The sequence below is a fragment of the Pseudomonas sp. 02C 26 genome, from assembly GCF_002843585.1.
GTDB classification, from domain to species: Bacteria; Pseudomonadota; Gammaproteobacteria; order Pseudomonadales; family Pseudomonadaceae; genus Aquipseudomonas; species Aquipseudomonas shirazensis.
The window spans coordinates 4,903,197-4,928,865 of record NZ_CP025262.1 but is presented as its reverse complement, the minus strand read 5'-3'; the positions used below and the strand labels follow the sequence as shown (position 1 = coordinate 4,928,865).

Annotated in this window: 24 protein-coding genes; 9 read left to right on the top strand and 15 right to left on the bottom strand. The window is 61.7% G+C overall.

All coding sequences use genetic code 11. The features are described 5' to 3' along the window. Nucleotides 1–68 precede the first annotated feature (68 nt). Nucleotides 69–509 (top strand): peptidoglycan-binding protein LysM, encoded by a 441-nt coding sequence (gene lysM / locus CXQ80_RS22530; RefSeq protein WP_101322541.1) that lies wholly within the window; start codon nt 69–71, stop codon nt 507–509. Between the two features lie 165 nt (nt 510–674). Here the strand turns inward: lysM and CXQ80_RS22525 are convergent, their stop codons facing one another. The 3 genes from CXQ80_RS22525 to yrfG form a co-directional block, all read right to left on the bottom strand. Further along, the gene (locus tag CXQ80_RS22525; protein WP_101322540.1) at nt 675–947 is read right to left on the bottom strand and encodes a DUF3077 domain-containing protein; all 273 of its coding nucleotides are present in this window, start codon (nt 945–947) and stop codon (nt 675–677) included. Beyond that, nucleotides 944–1,207: a hypothetical protein gene (locus tag CXQ80_RS22520; RefSeq protein WP_101322539.1), complete on the bottom strand. Its 264-nt coding sequence runs from the start codon at nt 1,205–1,207 to the stop codon at nt 944–946. The genes CXQ80_RS22525 and CXQ80_RS22520 overlap by 4 nt, the downstream gene beginning before the upstream one ends. 435 nt (nt 1,208–1,642) lie before the next feature. Continuing rightward, nucleotides 1,643–2,305 (bottom strand): GMP/IMP nucleotidase, encoded by a 663-nt coding sequence (yrfG, locus tag CXQ80_RS22515; protein ID WP_101322538.1) that lies wholly within the window; start codon nt 2,303–2,305, stop codon nt 1,643–1,645. 64 nt (nt 2,306–2,369) lie between these two features. Between yrfG and nudE the strand changes: the two genes are divergently transcribed. Then, on the top strand, nt 2,370–2,936 hold the full coding sequence (nudE, locus tag CXQ80_RS22510) for an ADP compounds hydrolase NudE (RefSeq protein ID WP_101322537.1): 567 nt from the start codon (nt 2,370–2,372) through the stop codon (nt 2,934–2,936). Continuing rightward, nucleotides 2,933–3,760 (top strand): 3'(2'),5'-bisphosphate nucleotidase CysQ, encoded by an 828-nt coding sequence (gene cysQ / locus CXQ80_RS22505; protein ID WP_101322536.1) that lies wholly within the window; start codon nt 2,933–2,935, stop codon nt 3,758–3,760. Before nudE ends, cysQ begins: the two co-directional genes overlap by 4 nt. On the opposite strand, the gene CXQ80_RS22500 is transcribed toward cysQ, so the two are convergent. From CXQ80_RS22500 to rfbB, 7 genes are read right to left on the bottom strand one after another with little or no spacing between them, the layout of a single operon-like run. Further along, nucleotides 3,749–4,204 (bottom strand): YiiD C-terminal domain-containing protein, encoded by a 456-nt coding sequence (locus tag CXQ80_RS22500; RefSeq protein ID WP_101322535.1) that lies wholly within the window; start codon nt 4,202–4,204, stop codon nt 3,749–3,751. The two genes, cysQ and CXQ80_RS22500, sit on opposite strands and share 12 nt — an antisense overlap. After that, nucleotides 4,201–5,613, bottom strand: coding sequence for a sigma-54 dependent transcriptional regulator (locus CXQ80_RS22495; protein ID WP_101322534.1), 1,413 nt, complete (start codon nt 5,611–5,613; stop codon nt 4,201–4,203). Before CXQ80_RS22495 ends, CXQ80_RS22500 begins: the two co-directional genes overlap by 4 nt. Further along, on the bottom strand, nt 5,610–7,424 hold the full coding sequence (locus CXQ80_RS22490) for an ATP-binding protein (RefSeq protein WP_101322533.1): 1,815 nt from the start codon (nt 7,422–7,424) through the stop codon (nt 5,610–5,612). Before CXQ80_RS22490 ends, CXQ80_RS22495 begins: the two co-directional genes overlap by 4 nt. 39 nt (nt 7,425–7,463) lie before the next feature. Continuing rightward, nucleotides 7,464–8,324 carry a dTDP-4-dehydrorhamnose reductase gene (gene rfbD, locus CXQ80_RS22485; RefSeq protein WP_101323132.1) on the bottom strand — a complete coding sequence of 287 codons (861 nt, stop codon included), beginning with the start codon at nt 8,322–8,324 and terminating at the stop codon, nt 7,464–7,466. Nucleotides 8,325–8,329: 5 nt separating this feature from the next. Then, complete coding sequence (gene rfbC, locus CXQ80_RS22480) at nt 8,330–8,869, bottom strand: dTDP-4-dehydrorhamnose 3,5-epimerase (protein WP_101322532.1); 540 nt, start codon at nt 8,867–8,869, stop codon at nt 8,330–8,332. Continuing rightward, a complete protein-coding gene (gene rfbA / locus CXQ80_RS22475; protein ID WP_101322531.1) occupies nt 8,866–9,741 on the bottom strand; it encodes a glucose-1-phosphate thymidylyltransferase RfbA in 876 nt (291 codons plus the stop codon). The genes rfbC and rfbA overlap by 4 nt, the downstream gene beginning before the upstream one ends. Continuing rightward, nucleotides 9,738–10,820, bottom strand: coding sequence for a dTDP-glucose 4,6-dehydratase (gene rfbB, locus CXQ80_RS22470; RefSeq protein WP_101322530.1), 1,083 nt, complete (start codon nt 10,818–10,820; stop codon nt 9,738–9,740). Before rfbB ends, rfbA begins: the two co-directional genes overlap by 4 nt. 178 nt (nt 10,821–10,998) lie before the next feature. Between rfbB and CXQ80_RS22465 the strand changes: the two genes are divergently transcribed. Together CXQ80_RS22465 and aguA are read left to right on the top strand one after the other, a co-directional pair. Next, nucleotides 10,999–13,899 (top strand): aminotransferase, encoded by a 2,901-nt coding sequence (locus CXQ80_RS22465; protein ID WP_101323131.1) that lies wholly within the window; start codon nt 10,999–11,001, stop codon nt 13,897–13,899. Between the two features lie 175 nt (nt 13,900–14,074). Next, complete coding sequence (aguA, locus tag CXQ80_RS22460; protein WP_101322529.1) at nt 14,075–15,181, top strand: agmatine deiminase; 1,107 nt, start codon at nt 14,075–14,077, stop codon at nt 15,179–15,181. 456 nt (nt 15,182–15,637) lie between these two features. Here aguA and CXQ80_RS22450 read toward each other — a convergent pair whose 3' ends face one another. Further along, on the bottom strand, nt 15,638–17,740 hold the full coding sequence (locus CXQ80_RS22450; protein WP_101322527.1) for a TonB-dependent siderophore receptor: 2,103 nt from the start codon (nt 17,738–17,740) through the stop codon (nt 15,638–15,640). Nucleotides 17,741–18,210: 470 nt separating this feature from the next. Between CXQ80_RS22450 and CXQ80_RS22445 the strand changes: the two genes are divergently transcribed. The 4 genes from CXQ80_RS22445 (at nt 18,211) to CXQ80_RS22430 (ending at nt 21,736) form a co-directional block, all read left to right on the top strand. Then, nucleotides 18,211–19,530 (top strand): OprD family porin, encoded by a 1,320-nt coding sequence (locus CXQ80_RS22445; protein ID WP_101322526.1) that lies wholly within the window; start codon nt 18,211–18,213, stop codon nt 19,528–19,530. 100 nt (nt 19,531–19,630) lie between these two features. Beyond that, nucleotides 19,631–20,056 (top strand): hypothetical protein, encoded by a 426-nt coding sequence (locus CXQ80_RS22440; protein WP_101322525.1) that lies wholly within the window; start codon nt 19,631–19,633, stop codon nt 20,054–20,056. A 232-nt stretch (nt 20,057–20,288) separates the two neighbouring features. Beyond that, nucleotides 20,289–20,540: a helix-turn-helix transcriptional regulator gene (locus tag CXQ80_RS22435; protein WP_101323130.1), complete on the top strand. Its 252-nt coding sequence runs from the start codon at nt 20,289–20,291 to the stop codon at nt 20,538–20,540. After that, the gene (locus CXQ80_RS22430) at nt 20,537–21,736 is read left to right on the top strand and encodes a type II toxin-antitoxin system HipA family toxin (RefSeq protein WP_101322524.1); all 1,200 of its coding nucleotides are present in this window, start codon (nt 20,537–20,539) and stop codon (nt 21,734–21,736) included. Before CXQ80_RS22435 ends, CXQ80_RS22430 begins: the two co-directional genes overlap by 4 nt. A 9-nt stretch (nt 21,737–21,745) precedes the next feature. On the opposite strand, the gene CXQ80_RS22425 is transcribed toward CXQ80_RS22430, so the two are convergent. The 4 genes from CXQ80_RS22425 to CXQ80_RS22410 all read right to left on the bottom strand — a co-directional run bounded on the left by CXQ80_RS22425 (nt 21,746) and on the right by CXQ80_RS22410 (nt 25,583). Then, nucleotides 21,746–21,964, bottom strand: a complete 219-nt coding sequence (locus CXQ80_RS22425) for a DUF3079 domain-containing protein (protein WP_101322523.1) — start codon at nt 21,962–21,964, stop codon at nt 21,746–21,748. Between the two features lie 141 nt (nt 21,965–22,105). After that, nucleotides 22,106–22,390, bottom strand: a complete 285-nt coding sequence (locus CXQ80_RS22420) for a DUF3077 domain-containing protein (RefSeq protein WP_101322522.1) — start codon at nt 22,388–22,390, stop codon at nt 22,106–22,108. 1 nt (nt 22,391) lies between these two features. Next, entirely contained in the window at nt 22,392–22,661 is a 270-nt protein-coding gene (locus CXQ80_RS22415; protein ID WP_101322521.1) for a hypothetical protein, read from the bottom strand. Between the two features lie 504 nt (nt 22,662–23,165). Then, a complete protein-coding gene (locus CXQ80_RS22410; RefSeq protein ID WP_101322520.1) occupies nt 23,166–25,583 on the bottom strand; it encodes a TonB-dependent siderophore receptor in 2,418 nt (805 codons plus the stop codon). Nucleotides 25,584–25,669: the final 86 nt, after the last annotated feature.

Here is a 25,669-nt window from a genome sequence, read left to right as displayed (position 1 = left end):
ACCCGGGCGGGTTGGGCAAACCTGTCCTAGACTTGCCGTTCCGAGGATTTATCAACAAGGAGCGCGCAATGAGCCTATTCAGTTTCGTGAAGGAAGCCGGCGAGAAGTTGATCGACCTGCTCACGCCTGGCAATGCCAAGGCCGAAGAGCAGATCAAGGAGCACGTGAGCAAGGTGGGGCTGGGTAACCCCAATATCACCGCTACGGTTGATGGGGACAAGATTACCCTCACGGGCGACGTGGCCAGCCAGGAGGAGAAGGAAAAGATCATTCTCGCGGCGGGCAACATCGAGGGTGTGGCCAGCGTTGACGACCAGATTACCGTGACCGGGCCGGTGGTTAAGGCGGCTGTTTTCGTCACTGTAGTGAAGGGTGACACGCTGAGCGCGATCTCCAAGCGGGTTTATGGTGACGCGAACAAGTACAACAAGATTTTTGAGGCTAACAAGCCGATGTTGTCGCATCCGGACAAGATTTATGTGGGGCAGGTTTTGCGGATTCCTGAGTAAGGAATTCAGGTCCGCGTATTGGGCCTGCCTTGCAGCCCTTTCGCGACACAAGGCCGCTCCTACAGGGGGCCGCGCACGTCTAGACGACGCGGTCGATGTAGGAGCGGCCTTGTGTCGCGAAAGGGGCGCAGAGCGCCCCCAAAATCCCGAATATCACACCCTCTATCAGTGCATCCTGTTCCGCGCTATCTCGATGTCATCCATGATCGCCTTGGCAAACGCACTCAGATAATCCGCTGCCCCCAACAGCTTGTGATCATTTTCCATGTCGCCCTCGCGGACCAGGTGCTTGATATAACCAAGCAATACCGACACCTGCTCATAGGCATGCTCAAACGGCACCCCCGGCATCACCCGAAAAATATGACAGGGCTTGTCGCCTGCCTCGAAAAACGTCTCTACGCCAACGGTGACGTCTGTGCGTGGGAGGTCGCTCATGCCCTTGCCTCCTGACGTGCCTGTAGCCGATGGAATACGTGCTCGACCAACCCGCGTGCGGTATCGGTACAGTGGCCGGCATTGATCAGCAAGTGGCTACCTGGCTCACCGGTATGGGTGCGGCAGTGTTGCTCCAGGGTTGCTGAAACTCCGCGCAATAGTTCGCTGGCGTGGGCGAGGGCGTCGGGTGGGTACAGGTCGGGTTGGATGGAGGCGTAGAAGACGCTGGCGGTGGGTGGGTCGGGGACGATTTTTTTCATGGCAAAACTCCTCAATTCCATTGACGGAGGCTGCCGCTCGACTTTCTCAGGGATCGAGGGTGGCAGCCGTGCGCGGGGTGAGAAACCGAGGGAATCAAGGAAAACTCGGCCGGACCGAAGTCCGCCCGCGCACGGCCGCCATAACGGCTTGCCGCGTGATTCATTCAACGGGTTCTCACACCCGGTCACCGGAAAACGGCAACCCAAGGACGTTATCCCTGAGCCATTTCCCCGACAACAGCGAAGGTTCGGCAAGGCGCGTAGGATAGTTCCGAAGCGAGGTCGATTTGAAGCATTTGGTTGCAGTTTGGGAAATGTCTTACGGCTTTGGATCGGTGGATTGGGGCCGCTTTGCGGCCCTTTCGCGACACAAGGCCGCTCCTACAGTGACCGCGTCGTGTCGACCTGCGCGGCCCCGGCAATCTCGCGCCTTGCTCACAATCCCGCCAACAACTCCCGATAATCATCAACCGCCGCAAACTCCTGAGTATCCCGCGGCGCTGCCTTGCTGTCTGGCTGCCGCACCGCGAGCAAATGCCCGACCCCATACCGCTGCGCACTGCGCAAAATCGCCAGGGTGTCATCAATGAACAAGCTGCGCGCCGGATCGAAACCGATGTCGGCCTGCAAGGCATCCCAGAACAGCGGGCTTTCCTTGGGATAGCCGTAATCATGCGAGCTGATCAAACGCTCGAAATACCCCGCCAGCTCCACCCGCTCCAACTTCAACGACAACGAATCACGATGGGCATTGGTGATCATCACTACACGCTTGCCCGCTTTGCGAATCGCCGCCAAAAACGTATCGGCATCCGGGCGCAGGGCAATCAGGTCGGCGATCTCTTGCTTCAGCTCGCGGATCGGCAGGTTCAGCTCCTGGCTCCAGAAGTCCAGGCAGTACCAGTTCAGCGTGCCGGCGTTACGCTCGAACAGCGGCTGCAGCTCGAGCTCGGCCATCGCCCGGCTGATACCGTGCAGCTCGGCGTAGCGCTGGGGCAGGTGTTGCAGCCAGAACTGGTTGTCGTAGTGCAGGTCGAGCAGGGTGCCGTCCATGTCGAGCAGAACGGTGTCGATGGCAGACCAGGGAAGAACAGGCATGGGAAACTCTCGATCAGTCGGCTAGCCACGGTATAGTAACCCGTTCACGCCAAGGAGCTGCCCCATGCGCCAGAAACCCACCGTCCTCAGCCGCGAAATCGTCGCCAATAGCCGTTTGTTCCGGGTCGAATCCGTCGAGCTGCGCTTTTCCAACGGTGTCGAGCGGACCTACGAACGGCTGGTCGGGCGCGGTAATGGCTATGGCGCGGTGATGATCGTGGCGATGCTCGACGCCGAGCATGCAGTGCTGGTCGAGGAATACTGCGGCGGCACCGACGAATACGAGCTGTCGCTGCCCAAGGGCCTGATCGAGCCGGGCGAGGATGTGCTGGCGGCGGCCAACCGCGAGCTCAAGGAAGAAGCCGGTTTTGGCGCACGCCAGCTGGAACACTTGACCGAGCTGTCGCTGTCGCCGGGCTACATGAGCCAGAAGATCCAGGTGGTGCTGGCGACCGACCTCTATGAGGAACGCCTCGAAGGCGACGAGCCGGAGCCGATGGGTGTCGACAAGGTAAACCTGCGCGAGCTGTCGGCCCTGGCGATGCACCCGCAGTTCAGCGAAGGCCGCGCCCTGGCGGCGCTGTACCTGGTACGTGACATGCTCACCCAGCGCGGGTTGCTCAGCGTATGAACGATCAACAACTGATGCACGAAGTGGTCAAGCTGGCGCTGGCTGCCGGCGAAGCGATCCTGCCGCACTGGCGCGCGGATGTGGCGGTGATGTCCAAGGCGGATGATTCGCCGGTCACCGCTGCCGATCTGGCAGCCCATCACGTCATCGCTGCAGGCTTGCAGACGCTGGCGCCGCAGATCCCGGTGCTGTCGGAAGAAGACTGCGACATTGCCCTTGCCGAACGTGCCGGCTGGAGCCGCTGGTGGCTGGTTGATCCGCTGGACGGGACCAAGGAATTCATTGCCGGCAGCGAAGAGTTCACCGTCAACATTGCCCTGATCGAGCAGGGCGAAGTGGTATTTGGCGTGGTCAGCATGCCGACCAACAACCGCTGCTACTTCGGTGGCCGCGAGCTGGGCGCCTGGCGCGCCGATCAGGACGCGCCAGCTGCGCCAATCCGGGTGCGCACTGCGCCGCCTGCTGACGCCCAATTCACGGTGGTCGCCAGCCGCCGTCATTCCAGCCCACAGCAGGAAGCGCTGCTGGCTGGCTTGAGCGGTGCAGTGGGTGAGCTGGACTTGGTCAGCGTCGGCAGCTCGCTGAAGTTCTGCCTGCTGGCAGAGGGTGAAGCCGATTGTTATCCGCGCCTGGCACCGACCTCGCAGTGGGACACTGCTGCTGCACAAGGCGTGCTCGAAGGCGCTGGCGGTGAGGTGATCGGCCTGGACGGCCAGCCGTTCCGGTACCCGGCGCGGGAGTCGCTGCTCAACCCATTCTTCCTGGCCTTGCCCAGCGCCGCCCCGTGGCGCCAGGCACTGATCAAGCTCGCTTCAGCGATGTAGCACGTACTGCCCGCTGAACGTGACGGCGGGCTCAGTACTGCCACTGTTGCTGACCACCGTGTCCAGCGTCAGGCGCGCTCGCCCTCGGCGCTGGTACATCGTCACGAAGCGCTCCCAGGCCTTTTCTTGCGGCGGCTGGCACCGGGCAACCGCGGCGCCGGTGACCGGCAGCGGATAGCTGATCTGGCCTTCCTGAATGACGATATGGCCATCATCGATGCCCGCCTCGCGCAAGCGCAGGTGCAGCCAGCCCCAACCCACCAGCACCGCCGCGCAGTACAGGCTGCCGCCAAACATGGTGCTCTTGTGATTGACGTTGGCCTCCAACGGCAGCTGCAGTTGCAGGCACTGGTCTTGCCAGCTGAGCACTTGCAGGCCCATCTCGCGGGTCAACGGGATGTCGCTGTGCAGTACTTCTTGCAGATATCGGCGGTCGTCGCTCATGGGCGCGAGTCCTCGTGATCGTCAGCGCCGCCGGCATGATCAGCAAAGCTCAGGCCGTGCTTGCGCAACTTGTCGTGCAGGGTTTTGCGCGGCACGCCCAGCGCTTCGGCGAGGCTGCGCATGGAGCTGTGTGGCTGGGTCAGTTCGGCGGCAATCAATGAGCGCTCGAACTGCTCGACCTGATCGCTGAGGTTGCCGCTGAGCAGCGGCGTGGCGCTGGCGGTGGCGGGCGGCTGCTGGCCGTCGAGGGCCAGTTCCAGGCCGAGGGCAAAGCGTTCCGCAGCGTTCTGCAGCTCACGGACGTTACCCGGCCAGTCATGGCGCAGCAGCAGTGCCCGTTGCGCCGGTTGCAGGCTGTGCGGGGCGAGGCCGTGGCGCTGGCTGGCGGCATCGGCGAAGTGCTGGAACAACACCAGGATATCGTCGCCGCGCTCGCGTAGTGCAGGGATGCGCAGCGGTGCGACGTTCAGCCGGTAATACAGGTCAGCACGGAACCGGCCCTGGTCAGCAGCCTGGCGCAGGTCTTCCTTGGTGGCGGCGATCACGCGGATATCCAGCGGGATCAGCTGATTGCCGCCCAGGCGTTCGACCACCCGCTCCTGCAGCATGCGTAGCAGTTTCACCTGCACATCCAGGCTCATGCTCTCGATCTCGTCGAGGAACAGCGTCCCGCCATTGGCGAATTCGAACTTGCCGATGCGGCGCTTCTGCGCGCCGGTGAACGCGCCGGGCTCGTGGCCGAACAGCTCGCTCTCGACCACTGACTCTGCCAGGGCGCCGGCGTTGATTGCCACAAACGGGCCATCGCGGCGGCTCGACAGATCATGCAGGGCGCGGGCGACGACCTCTTTGCCGGCACCGGTCTCACCGAGAATCAGCACATCGGCGCGGGTGCCGGCGAGGGCGCCGATCTGGTCGCGCAGGCGCTGCATCGACGGCGACTGGCCCACCAGGCGGGTCGACAGTTGCTGGCGATCACTCAAGGCCAGACGCAGGCTGCGGTTGTCCAGCACCAACCGGCGCAGAGCCAGGGCGCGGCGCACGCTGTCGAGCAGGGCGTCGCTGGCGAAGGGTTTTTCAAGGAAGTCGTAAGCCCCGGCGCGCATCGCCTGCACCGCCAGCGGCACGTCGCCGTGGCCGGTGATCAGCAGCACCGGCAGCTCCTGATCGCGGCCACGCAGGTGCTCGAGCAGTTGCAGGCCGTCGATCCCGGGCATGCGGATATCGCTGACGACGACGCCCGGCCAGTCTGGCTCGATGCGCTCGGCCAGGCCCTGGGCATCGGCCAGGGTGACTACCTTGAGCCCGGCCAGGTCGAGGGTCTGGCCCAGGGCCTGACGCAGGTGCGGATCATCGTCGACCAGGATCACCTGGGTACGGCTGTCGATCAGTGTCGTCTCGGGCGTCATGCCGAGGGGTCCTCCGAAGTGGGCAGGGTCGCGCCGGGCTTGGCCACGCGCATGCGCAAGGTCAGCAGGGCGCCACCTTCAGGGTGGTTGCCGAGCAGCAGTTCACCGTCCAGCGCGAGCATCAGGCTCTCGCAGATCGCCAGGCCCAGGCCGAGGCCTTGGGTGCGGGTCTTGGTGGTGAAGAACGGCTCCTTGGCGCGCTCCAGCGCCTGGCGGGTAAAGCCTGGGCCGTTGTCGCGAATGTACAGATAGACGTGCTCGTCGCGCCGTTCGGCACTCAGCCACAGCTTGCGCGGGTTGGCTTTTTCGGTGAGCGCATCGAGGGCGTTGGCGAGCAGGTTGCCGAGCACCTGGCGCAGGCGCGTTTCGCCGGCCTGAACCCACAGCGGCGCGTCCGGCAGGTCGCGAACCAGCTCCACCGCCATCGCCCGGCGACGCTTGGCCAGCAGGGCCAGGGCGTCGTCCAGCGCCGGTTGCAGGGCGACGCTTTCCGGCGCATGGCGATCACGCCGGGCAAAGGCGCGCAGGTGGGCGATGATCGAGGCCATGCGCCCGGTCAGCTCGCCGATCAGCTTGAGGTTGCCGCGGGCGTCTTCGGTACGTTCATGGTCGAGCAGCACTTCGGCGTTTTCGGCGTAGCTGCGGATCGCCGCCAGCGGCTGGTTGAGCTCGTGGCTGATGCTTGCCGACATGGTGCCGAGCACCGACAGCTTGCCGGCCTGGACCAACTCGTCCTGAGCGCGGACCAGTTCCTGCTGGGCGCTCTCGCGCTCGAGCACGGCGCTTTTCAGCAGGGTATTAAGGCCTTCGAGGTCGGCGGTCCGGGCCACCACGCGGTTTTCCAGGTCTTGCCGGCCGCGGGCTTCGAGGTCGATGCGGTCGATATAGTGGCGCCGGCGCTGCATCACCAAACCGGTCAGCAGGATCAACACCAGCAGTGCGCCGGCGCCAATCGCCATGACCGTCTGCACCGAGCGGTCGATGAGGATGTGCGGGGCAAGGATGCTCACCTGCCAGCCGGTTTCCTTGATGTCGCGGGTCTGGATCAGCCAGGCCTCGGGGTTGAGGTTGAGCGGCTGCGGTGCCTGGGTCGGGTAGGGCTGGATGGCGAGCATCGCCGAGCGCTCCGCCGGAGTCAGCGGGCGGGTGGCACGGAAGCGCCAGTCCGGGCGCGAGGTCAGCACCACTACGCCGTTCTGATCGGTCAGCAGCAGTTGCTCGGGGGTATTGCCCCAGAGCGTTTCGGTGTGGTCGAGGTCGACCTTGACCACCAGCACGCCGATCACCCGCTCGCCATCGCGCACCGCAGCCGCGAAGAAGTAGCCGCGCTTGGCTGAGGTCGTGCCTTGGCCAAAGAAGCGCCCCAGGCGGCCTTCCATGGCTTCGATGAAATACGGCCGGAAGGCGAAGTTACGACCGACGAAACTGTCGCGTTTATCCCAGTTGGAGCCGGCCAGGGTGTTGCCGCTGACGTCCATCAGGTACATCACCTCGGCGCCGGTCTGGCGGGTGATGTCCTTGAGCAGGCGGTTGGCGTTGGTGATTGCTTCGATCTTGAACGGATCGGCCAAGGCCTGGCGTAGCGCCGGCAGCTCGCCGAGGATCTGCGGCAAGGTTTCGTAGCGGTGCAGGGTGCCGAGCAGGTTGGCCACGTACAGGTCGAGGGTCTGGCGATTCTGCGAGGCGAGCTGGTCCTGGTAATAGCGTTCGGCCAGGTGATGCAGCGGCCACAGCAGCGGCGCCAGGCACACTGCCAGAAGGGCCAGGCTGCGCCAGCGGGGGCGTCGCGGGGAGGTCGGGGTGTGCATCATGTGCCAACTGCGCCAGAAAGAGTCTGGCGCAATTATGCGCTAGTTCAGGCAGTCGTTGAGCGCGTCCCGCCAATGCGCCTGGCTGACGTGCCACTGTTGCGCCAGAAGCGAGCAGTCCAGCCGCGAATTGGCTGGGCGCTGCGCAGGGGTTGGGTACTCACTGGAGCTGATCGGGATCAGCTCGGCGCAAGGCAGGCCGCGCGCCTTGAGCTGCGCGGCGATCGCCTCGGCAAAGCCGAACCACGAGGTTTCACCTTGGGCGCTCAGGTGGTAAGTGCCCCAGGCGCCCGCATCGCCGGCCTGCCAGCGCTCGAACAAGGCCAGGGTGCTGGCGGCAATGGTGCCGGCCCAGGTGGGCGCGCCGATCTGGTCGGCGACCACCCGCAGTTGCGGTTTCTCCTGCAACAGGCGTTGCATGGTCAGGAGGAAGTTGCGCCCGTGCTGCGAGTAGACCCAGCTGGTGCGCAGGATCAGGTGCTGGCCGCCAACAGCGGTGATCGCCTGTTCACCGGCCAGCTTGCTGCTGCCGTACACGCCCAAAGGGTTGGGCGCGTCCTGCTCGGTGTAGGGCGTGGCTTTGCTGCCGTCGAAGACGTAATCGGTGGAGTAGTGGATCAACGGCACACCGAGCTGGGCGGCTTCTTCAGCCAGCACCTGCGGGGCTTGGGCATTGATCGCGAAAGCCAGCTCCGGCTCGCTTTCGGCCTGGTCGACGGCAGTGTGGGCGGCGGCATTGATGATCAAGTCCGGAGCCAGCTCGCGCAGCGGCGTGCGCAGCTGTTCGGGACGGGCCAGATCGAGCCGATCGCGACCCAGGGCGTGCACGTCAGCTCGGCCTTTGAATTGTGCCTGTAGGGCCTGGGCGACCTGACCGTTGTGGCCGCAGATGAGAATCTTCAGTGGCTTCATGGGAACAGCTCACGAAAGCTCAGCCCTTGCTGGTCTTTGGCCGAAAGCAACGGCGCTTCGACCAGCCCCCAGTCGATTGCCAGGTCCGGGTCGTCCCAGCGGATGCAGCGCTCGGCAGTCGGGTTGAAGTAGTCGGTGGTCTTGTAGAGGAAGTCGGCCGAGTCGCTCAGCACCAAAAAGCCGTGGGCCAGGCCCGGTGGAATCCAGAACTGGCGATGGCTTTCGGCGCTCAACCGGGTGGCCACCCAGCGGCCAAACGTCGGCGAATCAACGCGCACGTCTACCGCAACGTCGAGCACTTCGCCCTGGACCACGCGCACCAGTTTGCCTTGTGGGTTTTCCACTTGATAGTGCAAGCCGCGCAGCACGTTTTTTTGCGAGCGCGAGTGGTTGTCCTGAACGAAGTTGATGCTGACCCCGGTCTGCTCCTTGAAGGCGCGCTCATTGAAGCTTTCGAAGAAAAAGCCACGGCTGTCGCCAAACAGCTTTGGCTCGATGATCAATACATCAGGGATGTCGGTAGCGATGACGTTCATGGGTACTCTTCAGCCAGTTTGCGCAGGTACTGGCCGTAGCCGGTTTTCTTCAAGCCTTCAGCCTTGGCCAGCAGTTGCTCACGGCAGATCCAGCCCTTCTGGAAGGCGATTTCTTCCAGGCAGGCGACCTTCAGGCCTTGGCGGTTTTCGATGGTCTGCACATATTGCGACGCTTCCAGCAGGCTCTCGTGGGTGCCGGTGTCGAGCCAGGCGAAACCACGGCCAAAGCGCTCGACGCGCAGGTCGCCGCGTTGCAGGTAGGCATTGGTGATGTCGGTGATTTCCAGCTCGCCGCGTGCCGAGGGGCGCACGGCCTTGGCGATCTCGACCACATCGTTGTCGTAGAAATACAGCCCGGTGACGGCGTAGTTGGACTTGGCCACAGCGGGTTTTTCTTCGATCGACAGGGCGCGCCCCTGCTCGTCGAACTCGACCACGCCAAAGCGCTCCGGATCTTTCACCAGGTAGCCGAACACCGTTGCTCCGGACGGCTGGCTGACTGCGCGCAGCAGCTGCTCGCTGAAGCCTTGGCCGTGGAAGATGTTGTCGCCGAGGATCAGGCACACCGGGTCTTTGCCGATGAATTCTTCGCCGATAATGAACGCCTGGGCGAGGCCATCCGGCGAAGGCTGCTCGGCATAGCTCAGGTGGATGCCGAACTGGCTGCCGTCGCCGAACAGCTGGCGGTACTGCGGCAAGTCCTGCGGGGTGGAAATCAGCAGGATGTCGCGGATGCCGGCGAGCATCAGTACCGAGATCGGGTAGTAGATCATCGGTTTGTCGTAGATCGGCAGCAGCTGCTTGGACACGCCGAGGGTGATCGGGTGCAGACGGGTGCCGGAGCCGCCCGCCAGGACAATGCCTTTGGTCATGAGATCAGATCCTTGAATTGGGTGTTGCCCAGCCGCTCGCCCTGGTAACTGCCATCCTGGACGTTACGGCACCACTCGCGGTTGTCGAGGTACCACTGCACGGTCTTGCGCAGGCCGCTGGCGAAGGTCTCGGCCGGCACCCAGCCGAGTTCGCGCTCGATCTTGCTGGCGTCGATGGCATAGCGCAGGTCGTGGCCTGGGCGGTCCTGGACAAAGGTGATCAAGTCGGCGTACTGGCTGACCCCGGCCGGATGTTGGGGTGCCAGCTCATCGAGCAGGGCGCAGATGGCGCGGACCACGTCGAGGTTGGTCTGCTCGTTGTGGCCACCGATGTTGTAGGTCTCGCCGACCTGACCCTGGCTGACCACAGTGAGCAAGGCGCGGGCATGATCCTCGACAAACAGCCAGTCGCGCACTTGCTGGCCGTTGCCATATACCGGCAGCGGCTTGCCGGCGAGGGCGTTGAGGATCACCAGTGGAATCAGTTTTTCCGGGAAGTGATACGGGCCGTAGTTGTTCGAGCAGTTGGTCAGCAGCACCGGCAGGCCATAGGTACGCTGCCAGGCGCGGACCAGGTGGTCGGACGCCGCCTTGCTGGCCGAATAGGGCGAGCTGGGCGCGTAGGGGGTGGTTTCGCTGAACAGGTCATCGACACCGTGCAGGTCGCCGTAGACCTCGTCGGTAGAGATGTGATGAAAGCGAAACGCTTCGCGCCGCGCCGCCGGCAGCTTGCTCCACCAGGCGCGGGTGGCCTCGAGCAGGGCGTAGGTGCCAACGATGTTGGTCTGGATGAACGCTGCCGGGCCGTCAATCGAACGGTCCACGTGCGACTCGGCCGCCAGGTGCATGATCGCGTCTGGCTGGAACCGCTCGAGCACGGCGCTGACCAGCGGCTGGTCGGCGATATCGGCCTGGACGAACTCGTAACGGGTGTTGCTGGCGATCGGCTGCAACGACTCAAGGTTGCCGGCGTAGGTCAGCTTGTCGAGGTTGAGCACATCGTGTTCGGTGTGGGTGATCAGGTGGCGGATCAGCGCCGAGCCGATAAAGCCGGCACCGCCGGTGACGAGTATGCGCATCAGTCTGCCTCTGTAAAACCGGTTGACGTCGGATGGAGCGTAGCTTGTCGATTGCCGCCGGTACTGACAAGCGCATTGATTTGCGCAGCTGTTCTGTCGGCTTGTTTGCAGCTGCCCCTTGTATATCGGCCGCAGCAGTGGCGATATAAGCGACAAAAAAACCGAGGTCACACGCAAAATGCCCCTCAGCACCCTGATTCAGCGTTCCAGCCAGCCAAGCCCTTCGCTCAGCGAAGCGCAGGCACATGCTTTGCTCAGGGCGCATTTTGACCTCGACGGCAACCTGCAGGCGCTGGGCAGCCAACAGGACCTGAACCTGCGTCTGGACAGCGACCAAGGCCGCTTCGTGCTCAAGGCCTGCCACGGCAGCTATGCCGAGATCGAGCTCCGGGCGCAGCATGCGGCGCTGGCCTATCTGGCCGAGCAGGGCGTGCCGGTGCCGGGTGTGCGCGCTGCGCGCAACGGCGAGACGCTGCTAACGCTGGACGTCGACGGCCAGCCTCTGCGCGTGCGCGTGCTCGAGTATATCGAAGGGCAATCGCTGACCCGCCTCAAGCATATGCCGGCCAGTTTGATGGCCGAGCTCGGCGCCTTGTGCGCGAAGGTTGACCTGGCCCTGGTCGACTTCGACCATCCGGGCCTTGCGCGCACCCTGCAGTGGGACCCGCAACATGCCCAGGCGTTGATCGAGCACCTGTTGCCGGTGCTGGGCGATACGCCGCGCCGCGCCCAGCTGCAGGCGGTGGTTGCGCAGGCAGTTGAGGTGTTGGCCAAGGTGCAGGCGCAACTGCCGAGCCAGGCGGTGCATCTGGATATCACCGATGACAATGTGGTCTGGCAGCGCGATGCCCAGCGCGAGTGGCAGTTGCAAGGTGTGATCGACTTTGGCGACCTGGTACGCACCTGGCGCATCGCTGACTTGTCGGTGACCTGTGCTGCGCTACTGCACCATGCCGAAGGTGATCCGCTGCGGATTCTGCCGGTGGTCAGCGCCTATCACGAGGTCAATCTGCTCAGCGAGGCCGAGTTGCTGGCGCTGTGGCCGCTGGTGTTGATGCGTGCTGCGGTGCTGGTGCTGAGCAGCGAGCAGCAACTGACGGTCGATCCGGACAATCAATACATCCGCGACAACATCGCCCACGAGTGGGAGATCTTCGAGACCGCCACCCGTGTGCCAGCAGCATTGATGGAAGCGGCGATTCTGCAAGCCGCTGGCCAGCAATTGCCGGCGCTTGCATTGACCGACTGCGCACCTTTACTGCCGGCGCTGGCAGGCCAGGCAGTCACCCGCGTCGACCTCGGCGTGCTCAGCAGGCACTGCGAGGCGGGCAACTGGCAGCAGCCTGGTTTTGATCAGGCTGTGCTGGCCGCCGAACCTGGCGTGGCTTGCAGCCTGCATGGGCAATATCGGCTGTCGCAAACCCACATCGACCGTCCCGACGAGCCGGCCACCTGTGCCCTCGGTGTCGAGCTGAAGCTACCTGAGGGCAGCCCGCTGCAAGCGCCGCATGCTGGTGTATGGCAGCGTGTGAGCGCCAACCATGGCTGCCTGCGCAGCGAGCATTTCAGCCTGTGGCTGCAAGGCTTGCAGAGCATGCCGGAGGATGGCCAAGCGCTGAATCTGGGTGAGACGCTCGGCACTACTGGCAGCCTGCTCAGCGTGCAGCTGTGCCGCGATAGCAGCGTGCAGCCGCCGTTCTTCGCCACGCCTTCAGCGGCAGCCGCCTGGCTGGCGCTGTGCCCGTCACCGCAAGCCTTGCTGGGGTTTGCCTGCGACGCCGAGCCGCTGCCCGATGCGCAAGCGCTGCTGGCGCGCCGTGATGCCAGCTTCGCCCGCTCGCAGAAACACTACTACGCACAGCCGCCGCATATCGAGCGCGGCTGGCGCAACTACTTGATCGACATGCAGGGCCGCTCGTACCTGGACATGCTCAACAACGTCGCCGTGCTTGGCCACGGCCACCCGCGCATGGCCGCCGAGTCGGCGCGGCAGTGGTCGCTGCTCAACACTAACTCGCGCTTCCACTACGCCGCTGTCGCGGAGTTCTCCGAGCGCTTGCTGGCGCTGGCGCCGGAAGGCTTTGATCGGGTGTTTCTGGTCAACAGCGGCACCGAGGCCAACGACCTCGCCATCCGCCTGGCCTGGGCCTACAGTGGCGGGCGTGACCTGATCAGCGTGCTGGAGGCTTATCACGGCTGGTCGGTGGCTACCGATGCGATTTCCACCTCGATCGCCGACAACCCGCAAGCGCTGCAAACCCGCCCGGACTGGGTGCATCCGGTCGAGGCGCCGAACACCTTCCGCGGTCGCTATCGCGGCGATGACAGCACCGCTGACTACCTGCGTGACGTCGATGCCAAGCTGGCTGACCTCGACGCCCGCGGCCGTCAGCTGGCGGGAATGATCTGCGAGCCGGTGTACGGCAACGCCGGCGGTATTTCGCTGCCGCCGGGCTACCTGCGCGCGGCCTACGCCAAGGTCCGTGCCCGTGGTGGGGTGTGCATCGCCGATGAGGTGCAGGTCGGTTATGGCCGCCTCGGTGATTACTTCTGGGGCTTCGAGCAACAGGGTGTTGCCCCGGACATCATCACCATGGCCAAAGGCATGGGCAACGGCCAGCCGCTGGGTGCGGTGATCACCCGTCGTGAGATCGCCGAGGCGCTGGAAGCCGAGGGGTACTTCTTCTCTTCCGCCGGCGGCAGCCCGGTCAGTTGCCGGATCGGCCTGGCCGTGCTCGACGTGATGCAGGAGGAGGGCCTGTGGGACAACACCCGCAAGGTCGGCGGCTACTTCAAGGCGCGCTTGCAGGCATTGGTCGATAAACATCCGCTGGCGGGTGCTACCCATGGCTCAGGGTTCTATCTGGGGCTGGAGCTGGTGCGTGATCGGCACACCCTTGAACCGGCCACTGAAGAAACCACTACCTTGTGCAATCGCCTGCGCGATCTGGGCATCTTCATGCAGCCAACCGGCGATTACCTGAACATTCTCAAGATCAAACCACCGATGTGCACCACCCGGGCCAGCGTCGATTACTTCGTCGATTGTGTGGATCGCATCCTGCAAGAAGGCCTCTAGCAGCGAACTGGGCTGTCTCAATACTCGATTGTTATCGGTTATTGAGACGGCCCTTCGTCTGTATTTTCTTCTTCTTTACTATAATTACAGATAATTATCGGCTATAACTGATCTCAGTGCTGCCGGGCTACCCTGTACGCCCGCACATACCTCAACTGTAATGCAGAGGACACCGATGAAAACCCTCACCTCGACTCCCCGCGCCGATGGCTTCCATATGCCTGCCGAGTGGGCGCCACAGACCCAGGCCTGGATGATCTGGCCCGAGCGCCCGGACAACTGGCGCCTCGGTGGCAAGCCGGTGCAGGCGGCGCACGTGACCCTGGCCAAGGCAATCGCTCGCTTTGAGCCGGTGACGGTTGGGGTGTCTGCTGCTCAATACCAGAACGCCCGGCGCCAGCTCGACCTGCCTAACATCCGCGTGGTCGAGCTGAGCAACGACGACGCCTGGGTGCGTGACACCGGCCCGACCTTCGTGATCAACGACCACGGCGAAGTGCGCGGTGTCGATTGGGCTTTCAACGCCTGGGGCGGTTTTGATGGTGGCTTGTATGCACCGTGGAACCGTGACGAAGACGTCGCCACCAAAATTCTCGAAATGGAACGCTGCCAGCGGTATCAGACTGAAGGCTTCGTGCTTGAAGGCGGCTCGATCCACGTCGACGGTGAAGGCACGCTGATCACCACCGAAGAGTGCCTGCTCAACCGTAACCGCAACCCGCACCTGAGCCGCGAGCAGATCGAACAGATCCTGCGCGACCAGTTGGCGGTGGACACCATTGTCTGGCTGCCTGACGGCCTGTTCAACGACGAGACCGATGGCCACGTCGACAACTTCTGCTGTTACGTCGCCCCAGGTGAGGTGTTACTGGCCTGGACCGATGATTCCAACGACCCCAACTACGCGCGCTGCCACGCCGCATTGGAAGTACTGGAAAACACCCGTGACGCCAAAGGCCGCACCTTTGTAGTGCACAAGATGCCGATCCCAGGCCCGCTCTACGCAACCGAAGAAGAGTGCGCAGGCGTCGACCAGGTGGCCGGTAGCCAGGAGCGCAGCCCTGCCGAGCGCCTGGCGGGCTCGTACGTGAACTTCCTGATCGTCAACGGCGGCATCATCGCGCCGAGCTTCGATGACCCGGCAGATGCCGAAGCTAGAGCCATCCTGGCGAAGATCTTCCCCAACCATGAGGTGGTGATGATCCCCGGCCGCGAGCTGCTGCTCGGTGGCGGTAACATCCACTGCCTGACTCAGCAACAACCGGCGCCGCATAAGCGCTAACTCCCTGATAGAAGAGAAGCCCGTCGATTGACGGGCTTTTTTTATGCGCGGCCGACGGCAGACGCGGTAAATGGCACACCTCTTGTATCGTTTCCCATTGTGTTTCAAGCAGATAGATTTAAACCGATCTGTCACAAACTCAACGTAAGTTAGCCGCTCACGGGCCCAGGGAGTACGTGTTGAAATGAATGCAGCAAGTGAGTCGGTTTTGCACCCATCGGCAGTAAATCACCAATCGCTCAAAATGCTGACGCAGTGGTTGAAGCACCATGGAAGCAAGCGGGTCAGGACGACCGATACCCGACGTCTGTTGCATGAGCGCTATCCACGAGGACTGATCAGCGATGCTGAGCTTGAGGCGCTGGTAGCCATCTGGCATTGAGCAGGCAGTGCTCCCGAGCTGTTGAACAAGAACGCCACCGCTGATTGCGGTGGCGTTTTTATTGGGCGAGTGAATCAGAAGTTGTAGGTGCCGGTCACGACCAGGCTGCGCGGGTCGCCCAGCTGGATCTGTGCGGCGCTGGTGGCGGAGGCGTAGTAAGTCTTGTCGGTCAGGTTGTTCAGTGCGGCGCGCACATCCCAGTCCGTGGTGCGCAGGCCGACCAGCGCGTCCCAGCGGCCATAGCCTGGCAGCAGGATGGTGTTCTGGTTGTCGGCAAAGCGCTCGCCAACCATTGTCAGGCCGGTTTCGGCGTACCAGCCCAGTTGCGGTTTCCAGCTGATGAACAGACTGCCGTTGCGCTTGGCTACATCGTTGATGCGGTTGCCTTGCTGGTTGCTGTTGTCCTTGACGATGGTCGCATCCTGAAGGCCGATGCCACCGCGCACATACCAGTTGCCAACGATGTTGCCGGTCGCGGTCAGCTCGATGCCGCGTGAGCGTTGCAGGCCGCTGAGCAGGAACAGTTCAGGGTTATCGGCATCGCGGGTACGACGGTTGTACAGCTCCAGTTCATAGATGGCCAGGGTGGTGCTCAGGCGCTCGTCGAACCAGTCGCTCTTGACCCCGATTTCCTTCTGCCGGCTCAGCTCAGGGTCGGTTTTGTTGGTATTGCCGGCGGCGCCCGGCGTGATGCCGATCAGGCCGCCGCCGACTGGCGAAAAGGTCTTGCTCCACGAGGCGTAGAACGAGTGCTCGCGCCACGGTGAGTACACCACGCCGATGCGCGGGCTGGTGCTGGTGCTGGTTTGCGGCTCGCTGGCGCTGTTAAGGCGGTTGGTGGTCTCGACCTCGAAGCGGTCAAAGCGCAGCCCCGCCAGAATCTGCCATTGCTCGTTCAGGCGGATCTGGTCTTGCAGGTACAGGCCGCGGCTGTCGACCACGGTGTGGTTGTTGCTGAACACCTGCATACGGCCATTGTGTTGCAGGCCGCGGTCGGGGTTGTCCAGGTCCAGGCTCGGCACCGGCGTGCCGCCTCGGTTGGCCGGCAGGGCATTGCGCAACAGCGGGTCGCGGCGCTGGTGGCCCAGCTCTAGGCCAACCAGCACGGTATGGTGCAGGCCCCAGGTGGCGAACTCGCCTTCGGCTTCAAGGTTGTTGAACAGGTTGCGAGTTTTCAGATCCTGCTGCCACCGCTGGCGAGTCACCGTGTTGCTGGCGGCGTTGTAGCCGGTGGCGTAGGTATTGTCGAACTGGCTGTCGAGCTGGAACAGGCCCAGCGTGTGGCGCAACTGCCAGTTGTCGCTGAGCTGATAGTTCAAGCGCGAGCGCAGCGACTGCGCCTGGTCATCGATGAAGTCGCGCTGGGTATCGCTGTAAGTCGTGCCCCGGTCGACGTCGGCCGGGCGGCCATTGACGCCGGGAATGCCGCGGTCCGGGGTGCGGTTGAAGCGGCTGTATTCGTACTGCACCAGCCAGTTCAGGTCTGGCGTCAGTTGCCAGCTCATCGACGGCGCGAACAGCTGGCGGTTGCCATCGACGCCATCGCGAAAGCTGTTGTAGTCGAGGTTGCCCATGTTCAAACGCAGGCTGATGGTGTCGCTTGGGTCGGCGCTGAGGTCGGCGTACAGGCTGCGCATATCTTCGCTGCCCGCCTGGGCTTCGATGCTCGAGCGCCGGCCATGCTCTGGCGCCTTGCTCACCCGGTTGACGATACCGCCCTGGCCGCCACGGCCATACAGCACCGCGGCCGGGCCCTTGAGCACCTCGACCCGCTCGATATTGTGCAGATCGCGTATGTATTGGCTGTCGTCGCGAATGCCGTCCAGATAGAAGTCGTTGCTGCTCTCGAAGCCGCGGATACGCACGCTGTCGAAACGCGTATCGGCACCGCTGCTGACGTTGGGGATGCCTTCCAGCGCCTTGCCCAGGTTGTTGCTGCCGTAATCCAGCAGGTTGCTGGTCTTCACTGTGTCGATGGCTTGCGGTACGTCGCGCACCGCTGTGGAGGTGCGAGTCGCCGTGCTGACTTCCTTGACCCGGGGGTTGTCCCGTTCACGCTCGCCATCGGCGGTGACCGAGAGCTCTGGCAGGGTAGTGGTGGCGGCAGTGGCAACGCCTGCGCTGCACAGCAGCGACAGGCTCAGGGACAGGGGCGAGAGGCGGCGAGGCACACGCATGACGGCATCCAAACAAGCAGTTAATGAAAAATGGATGCGGATGGTAATGCTTGCTATTAGCGCTTGCTCGGGTAATTCGTAAAGCCCTGTCTTTACATGTGTATCTCGATGTAACAGGGTCGGCGGCGCTGATCGTAGAGCCATTTACTGTTGTATGTAGGTTGAATTACCGCCTTGTGGGAAAAAATGCCCCACGCAAGGGCAGATAAGCATTGAAATGCACTATTGCGAGGTGTTTTTTTGGTTATATACACCTGCCTTTCACGATTTTTTGACATTGAGAAGCAGGGGCGGCTAGGATTCGCCATCGCTTGCTGGCCATGACATGGCCATGCGGCTGCGAAAGCCCGCCAGTTGAGCATCGGTACGGCTTGTCAGTTGGATCCGCATAACGTCGAACCTACGAAGGGGCGTTGGTTTCCGGGCGTAAAAATGCACAGTGTTTTTGATTAAAAATAAAGGAAAAGAAAATGTTGAAAACCAGGATCAGCCTGATCGCCCTGGCACTCGTTGCCGCGACCCAGGCACAGGCCAATGACCAGGCCGAGAGCAAGGGCTTTGTTGAAGACAGCCACGCCAACATCCTGCTGCGCAACGGTTTCATCAACCGTGACAAGAAACACGGCACCAATGACCAGTCCCAATGGGGCCAGGCCTTCATCGGTAACTTCTCCTCCGGCTTCACCCAAGGCACCGTCGGCGTAGGCGTTGACGCCTTCGGCCTGTACGCACTGCGCCTGGACGGCGGCAAAGGCCGTAACGGCGGCGGCGGTATCGACTTCTTCAAGCGGGAAAACACCGTTGACGCAGATGGCCAGAGCGCTGCGGCCAACGACCTCGCCCGTGCTGGCGCTGCGGTCAAGTTCCGCATCTCCAACACCGTGCTGAAGTACGGCGACCAGATGCCGGCCCTGCCAGTGCTGCAGTACGACGACTCGCGCCTGCTGCCAGAAAGCTTCACCGGTACCATGATCACCTCCAAGGAGATCGAAGGCCTCGAGCTGAACGCCGGTCGCTTCACTCAGGAAGTGCGCAAGAGCGCCGAGCACCGCGACAGCGGTGGCCTGAAGTCGATCAACGTGTTGGGTGGTAGCTACAAATTCACCGACAACTTCACCGCGTCGCTGTATACAGCCGACAACGAAGACGTCATGAAGAAGCACTACCTGGGTTTGAACTACGTCTTCCCGATCGCTGCTGACCAGTCGCTGACCCTCGACTTCAACGGCTACAAGTCGGACATCGACAAGAAGTTCGTCCAGGCTGCAGGCCTGAACGGCGACTCCAACACCATCTGGAGCCTGGCCGCTACCTACGCCTACGGCGCGCACTCGTTCACCCTGGCGCACCAGCGCAGCACCGGCAGCACCGGCTACAACTACGGCTGGTACCAGAACGAAGGCGGCGTGGGTGACGGTGGTTCGACCATCTACCTGGCCAACTCGTACTGGTCTGACTTCAACGCTGAAGACGAGCGCTCCTGGCAGCTCGGCTACGGCCTGGACTTCAGCACCTTCGGCGTGCCTGGCCTGACCTACAAGCTGGCCTACGTTGTCGGCGACAACATCAACACCCGCAACGTCGCCAACCCACAAGGCTTCGGCGAAGGCAAAGAGCGCGAAATCTTCAGCCAGGTCCGTTACGTCGTTCAAGACGGCCCGGCCAAGGACTTGTCGGTCAAACTGCGCGGCTCGTTCCTGCGTACCAACAACGCGGTACAGCAGAACGGCTACAACGACGACGGCAACGAAGTTCGTGTGTTTGTTGAGTATCCGATCAGCATCTTCTGATTCTGGTTGGGTGACGGAAAGGGCCGCTTAGCGGCCCTTTTTGCGTTTTAGGGAGTTGGATTAGTGCTGTAGTCTCATTCCAAATCGAGGGACATCTGGAATGAGCATCATCAAGCGCCCGCCCGAGGTCATCACGGACCCGCTCGCGCTCATCAGCGCACAGCATCAGGACCAGGCAGCGCAATATTTCGCGCTGGCCCATCCGCTCGATCCGAAAGGCAGTTACCTGCACTTTGACGAGTGGCGGTTTCGGCTTCCTGCTGGGCTGGATGCCACATTGGCTTGGTCTCTCATAAAACGTGCGAGAAGCGTTCAACTCACCCCGACGCTGATGCTCGGCGAGCCTGCTTATCAGTGCTGTTATCTGCACACGCCCGCCATGCATATGGCCGTTGCAGAATGCGACCGACACACAACCAAAAGTCAGCTGGAGTTGATGGGCTCGAAGGTTGGCGAGGGCAATCACCTCCAGTATTTGCTCACTGACCTGATTGAAGATGAGGCGATCAGCAGTAGTTTGCGGTGATTCAGCTACGAGCATGAGCGCCGCGAGGGCCGAGAACCCGTCTTCTACTCGCTTCTCGAGGTATACAAACCCGGCCTCCCTGAACCTGCGCTTTGAGCGAAGATCACCGGCTCAGCAAACTGCCAAAACGGTCCGGCATATGGCCGAGGCCAGCAGTTCACCACATATCAATTGATTTTCGATCTGGTCACGTATACGTTACATGTCAATCCAATTGTCTCGTATTCTAAACATGGACCACGAACTGCTAACTCAGCGCTTAGGGCGACAAATACGCACACGGCGCCTTCATCGAGGGCTCACCCAGCAACAGCTTGCAGAGCTGGCAAACCTTACTCGTCAGAAAATCATCGCTGTGGAGAAAGGTAGCCTATCCGTTGCTATCGCCGCCTATGCTAAAGCTCTTGGCGCAATGGATTGCGAGTTGCGAGTGATTGCTGCAGCCATGCCTACGTTGGAAGAGATCCAGGGGATGTTTGAATGAGCGCTTCACTGACTGTAACGACACCCCAAGGTATCAGCGGAACAATCCTTACCAGCGCTGCTGATTACCTGTTTCGTTACGCTGCGGAGGCTGAGCCGCGCGCTGCAGTCAGCCTGCTCATGCCTACCCGCACGGAAGAGTACCGCCATCGAGATTTGCATCCGGTATTTCAGATGAACCTGCCGGAAGGTTATGTGCTCGAGCAGCTACGCAACCGCCTGGCAAAGATCGCCAAAGTCGACCCCATGTTGCTACTGGCGTTATCTGGTAGCAGCTCTCCCATAGGCCGGGTGCACGTCAGCTCGCGCACGGTTGATGCGTTGCTTGAGCGTGAGCAGTTTCCTGGCGAAAAGCTGGACGAAATTTTATCTTGGGACGGCTCGCACGACATCTTCGCCGACCTGGTGGATCGCTACATCCTGCGTGCCGGTATCTCGGGTGTGCAGCCTAAAGTCCTGGTGCCTGAACAACGAAATTCAACACCACAGCGGTTCACCTCGAAGACTTCGGAATTGATCATCAAAAGTGGCCGCGACGAATATCCCGGCCTGGCCATCAATGAGTACCTGTGCATGACCATCGCGCAGGCCTCAGGGCTGCCCGTGCCGCCGTTCTTCCTCTCGGACAACGCCAAGTTGTTCGTCATGCGCCGCTTCGACCGCGACGAGCAGCACAACCCAATCGGTTTTGAAGACATGACGGCGTTGATGGGACTGCCAGCAGAGCAGAAGTACAGCAAGAGCTATGCAGCGATTGCCAAGGCAATTCGCGTGTTCTGCGCACCCGAGCACCTCAATGCCTCGCTCACGCAACTGTTCGAGATGGTTACGCTGAGCTGCATCGTCGGTAACGGCGATGCCCATCTGAAAAACTTTGGCCTGCTCTATTCTGACCCCGTGATGCGCGATGCCCGCCTGGCGCCCGCTTACGATATCGTCAACACCACGGCTTACATCCCCGAAGATGTGCTCGCGCTTACGCTCGCCGGCAACAAGTCTCTGTTTGCATCCAGGCAGGGTTTGCTGGATTTCGCCGACACGTGTGGTGTAACGCAACCGGGTGAAGTTATCCGCAAGCAGTTGCAGGCGCTTGAGCAAGTACTGGCCAAAGCGCCGGAGCTATGCGAACAGGCGCCGCACGTGGTCGCGGCGATCAAGCAGAGTGCAGGACCCTTTGTGCAGAGCTTCGGTAACTGAAGCGCACAATCAGGTGCTCGAACTTAGCGGCAGATCCTCACCGCGCTTGACGTCTGCGTCTTCCGACCACGTTTCGTGCTCGTGCCAATCCTCACCAAACAGCTCGGCAGGATGCATCGTCCGATCCGCACCATTTCCGCAGGCCAGCGCTTTGGCCGGGCAGTACAGGTCGCACCCCCAACAAATGCGTTCGGGATGGCTTGGGTTGAGGGGGAATTTCTTGGCCATGCGGCGCCCTCGTTGTGGCGGTCATTGCGCTTAGCCTACTGCTGGCGTGAATGTGGATTTTGATCGTAATCAACTTGATGTTGCTTACCTCGTACTCGGCTGGCTGCGCAGTGTGGGGCCGCCGAGCGGCCCTTCCTGCTTCTATGCCGTTGTGCGTTGAGCTCGGTTTCGCGCGATCTCGATGTCGTCCATGATCGCCTTGGCGAAGGTGCTCAGGTAATCCGCTGCGCCGAGCAGCTTGTGGTCATTCTCCATATCGCCCTCGCGGACCAGATGCTTGATGTAGCCCAGCAGTACTGACACGTGTTCATAGGCATGCTCGAACGGCACTCCGGGCATGACCCGAAATATGTGAGAGGACCTTTCACCCGATTCGAAGAACGTTTCGACGCCGGCCGTGACGTTGGTTTTTTGATCGTCGCTCATCTCAGCATTCCTCCGGCTTGGCGGGCAGGCAGGTCACTGCGTAGTCAATCAGAGCGCGTGAGGCATCGGCGGTATGGGCGGCGTTCGCCAGCATGTTCAGCCCGGCCTGGTAAGGATGGGCGCGGCGGTGTTGGTCGATGGTTTCGGCTACGCCAAGCAGCAGTTTGCTGGCATGGGCAAGGATTTCAGAAGTAGTGACGTTTGGATGGAGGCTGAAGGAGGACCGTTGGGTGAAGTCTTGGCGGGGTGGGTCGGGGACGAGTTTCTTCATGGTGGATCTCCGTGTTTACACAGGGACTGTCACCACCTCCCTTCTCACGGGGTGGGTGGCAGTCGTACGCGGAGTGAGAAACCGGTAAACATGGAAAAACCCGGCCAGACCGAAGTCTGCCCGCGTACGACCGCCATTGATTGGCCGCTAACATGTTTACAAGGTTCTCACACCTTGGTCGCGCAAATGACGACCCAGGGACGGTACCCCTGAGGTATTTCCCCGACAACATGGAAGCTTCCGCAAGCGGCGTAGGATAGTTCCGAAGAGCCCTCGGCTGAAGCATTTGGTTGCAGGTTGGGAAATGTCCTACGGCGTCCCCTTTATCGAGGTGGCCTGTATTCAAGCCGGTCGAGCTGAACCAGAAGATGCCGCCCGAAGAAGAGAAAGCCATCGATTACTTGATGCCGGTTTTCCGCGCTGGCTGCTAAAACAAAGCCCTCGTATCGCTACGAGGGCTTTGTTGCATGAGCAGCAGAAAGGAAACCGGTTTGATCGCAGAGATCAGAAATCCCAGCGCGTGGTAACCATCATGTTGCGTGGGTCGCCAGGGTAGGCCGAGTCATAGAAACCAATGTTGGTGTAATAGTGCTTGTCGAGCAGGTTGTTGACGTTGAAGGTGACCGAAAGGTTATCGGTCACTTGGTAGCGGGTCATCAGATCAACCAGCCAGTAGGGGTCTTGGGTGAATTTCTCGTAGCGGCCACCACCGGGGTAGCCCCAGTTGTTGACGGTCTGCCAGCCAGCGCTTTGCCAACGCGCGCCGCCACCGACGGTGAGCTTGTCCAGGCTGCCCTGGAGTTTGTAGGTGCTGTAGAAGCTGACCTGGTCTTCCGGTTCCCAGGTGGCGACTTTATCACCATCGCTATTGCGGGCGATCTTATGGGTATACCCCGCTTGCAACTGCCAGCCCTTGGCCAATTCGCCGGAGATTTCCGCTTCGTAGCCCTTGGTCTTGGTCTTGGTGCCGATGTACGAGTAGTCGACGCCCGGCTGCGAGTTCCAGGCTGTGTCGGCCAGCGGACGGTTTTCTTCGTGCACCTCGAAGTAGGCGAGGCTGGAATTCAAGCGGCCACCGAAGAACTCACCCTTGAGGCCGAACTCATAGTTCTTGCCTTCGTTGGGGGCTAGCATGGCACGGGTGCGGGTGCGGTACTGAGTCTGTGGCTGGAAGATTTCGGTATAGCTGGCGTATGCGGTGAAATTGTCGTTCAGGTCATATGTCAGGCCGGCATACGGTACCACCTTACCGCTTTCCTGAGTGTCGCTGGTCCCAGTCACCTGGTAGTTGGCAATACGTGAGCCGAGCAACAGGTGCAGTTCATCCGTCAGGCTGAAGCGACTGGTGACGTAGGTGCCGGTCTGGCGGGTCGTTTCGTCGTTGAACTTGGTGGCGGTCCACAGCGGCTCGGCGGCATCGCCGTCCCAGTTGTAGAAATCATAGGAATTGTTGAAGTAGGTGGTTGCGGTGTAGTCCTTGGCTTTCCATTTGGAAATGGACAGGGACTGACCGATGACCAGTTCGTGTTCGCGGCCGAACAGCTCGAATGGCCCCGAGGCGTACACATCGAGACTGTCGCTGGTGGTCTTGCCCACGTATTTGCGCGCGTAGATGGAGCTGGCGGTGGCGGTGTCCTGGGAGATGTAGCCCAGGGGGGCGTCATAGCCGTTGATCTGGTGGTTGTATTGGCCTTTGGTGACCCAGCCATTATCAAAGGTATGTTCCAGGCTCGCGAAGGCCGTGCGGCTGTACTGTTCCCAAGAGCCCCATTTTGGGCCGTTGTTGAACGAACGCGGCAGGTCCAGCTTTTTGCCGGTCGCATCAAAGATGGTGCGTGTACCGGTCCAACTGGAGCCTTTCGGATCGCTGTCCTGATAATCGGCACCGAGGGTCAGCAGAGTGTTTTCGTCCAAGTCGACCTCCAGGATGCCGTAGAGCACACCGGTCTTACGCGAGTAATGATCAAGGAACGATTGTTTGTCCTGATACGCCGCTACGACACGGCCGCGGACGTTGCCTGTTTCGGTCAGGGGACCACTGACGTCGGCTTGGGAGCGATAGTTGTCCCAGGAGCCGGCGCCCAGTTCGATGCTGCTCTTGAACGCGGAGGTCGGTTTCTTGCGAATGAGGTTGATGGTACCCCCTGGGCCGCCTGCCCCGGTGAGCAGACCTGTAGCGCCCTTGAGAACTTCGACGCGATCATAGATCGCCATGTCGGTCAGGGTCTGGCCCGCCGAATATTGGGCATCGCGCAGAGTAGGGATGCCGTCGTACTGGAAGTTGACGATGGAGAACCCGCGGGAATAGTAGTTGGTACGCTCGGTGTCATAGGTCGATACGGTGATGCCCGGGGTATGGCGCATAACGTCATCGATGGCTACAAGCCCGAAGTCATCCATCGCCTGGCGGGTTACTACCGAGATCGATTGCGGTGTTTCTCGAGGCGTCAGCACCATGCGCGTCGCCGTAGCGATAGTGCCGGGAGTGTACGAACCGGTGCCTTCAGTCACAGTGCCCAACTGGTTGGCAGTGATTTGCGTAGCCCCCAGTTCCAGGGCATCGTCGGTACTGTTCGCGACCAGAACGTACCCGCCATTGCTCTGCCGTTGCGCTTGCAGGCCACTGTTGGCGAGCAGGCGCGACAGTCCTTCCTCGACACTGTATGAGCCTTTGAGCCCGTCAGTTGTGAGATGCCGAGCCTGCTCGGTGTCGAACGAAATGGTAACCCCCGCCTGCACACCGAACTCGGCCAGGGCGCTACTCAGCGGCCCGGGGGCGACCTGGTAAGCGGTCAGGCTCTGCGCCATGACCTGAGCCGGCATCAGCGCCAGGCCAGACAGGCTGGCAAGGGAAGCGCCCAGAACGGCCAGGCGCACGGCGCGCCTCAGCAGCGTCGGAGTGTTGTGGGAAAGCGGGGGCATTCGGTGATCCTTCCGTTGTCTTGGCAGAAACCCGCTGTATCGCGGCTTATGTCATTGACGGATGAGAATCTGAATCAGCAAGGTTG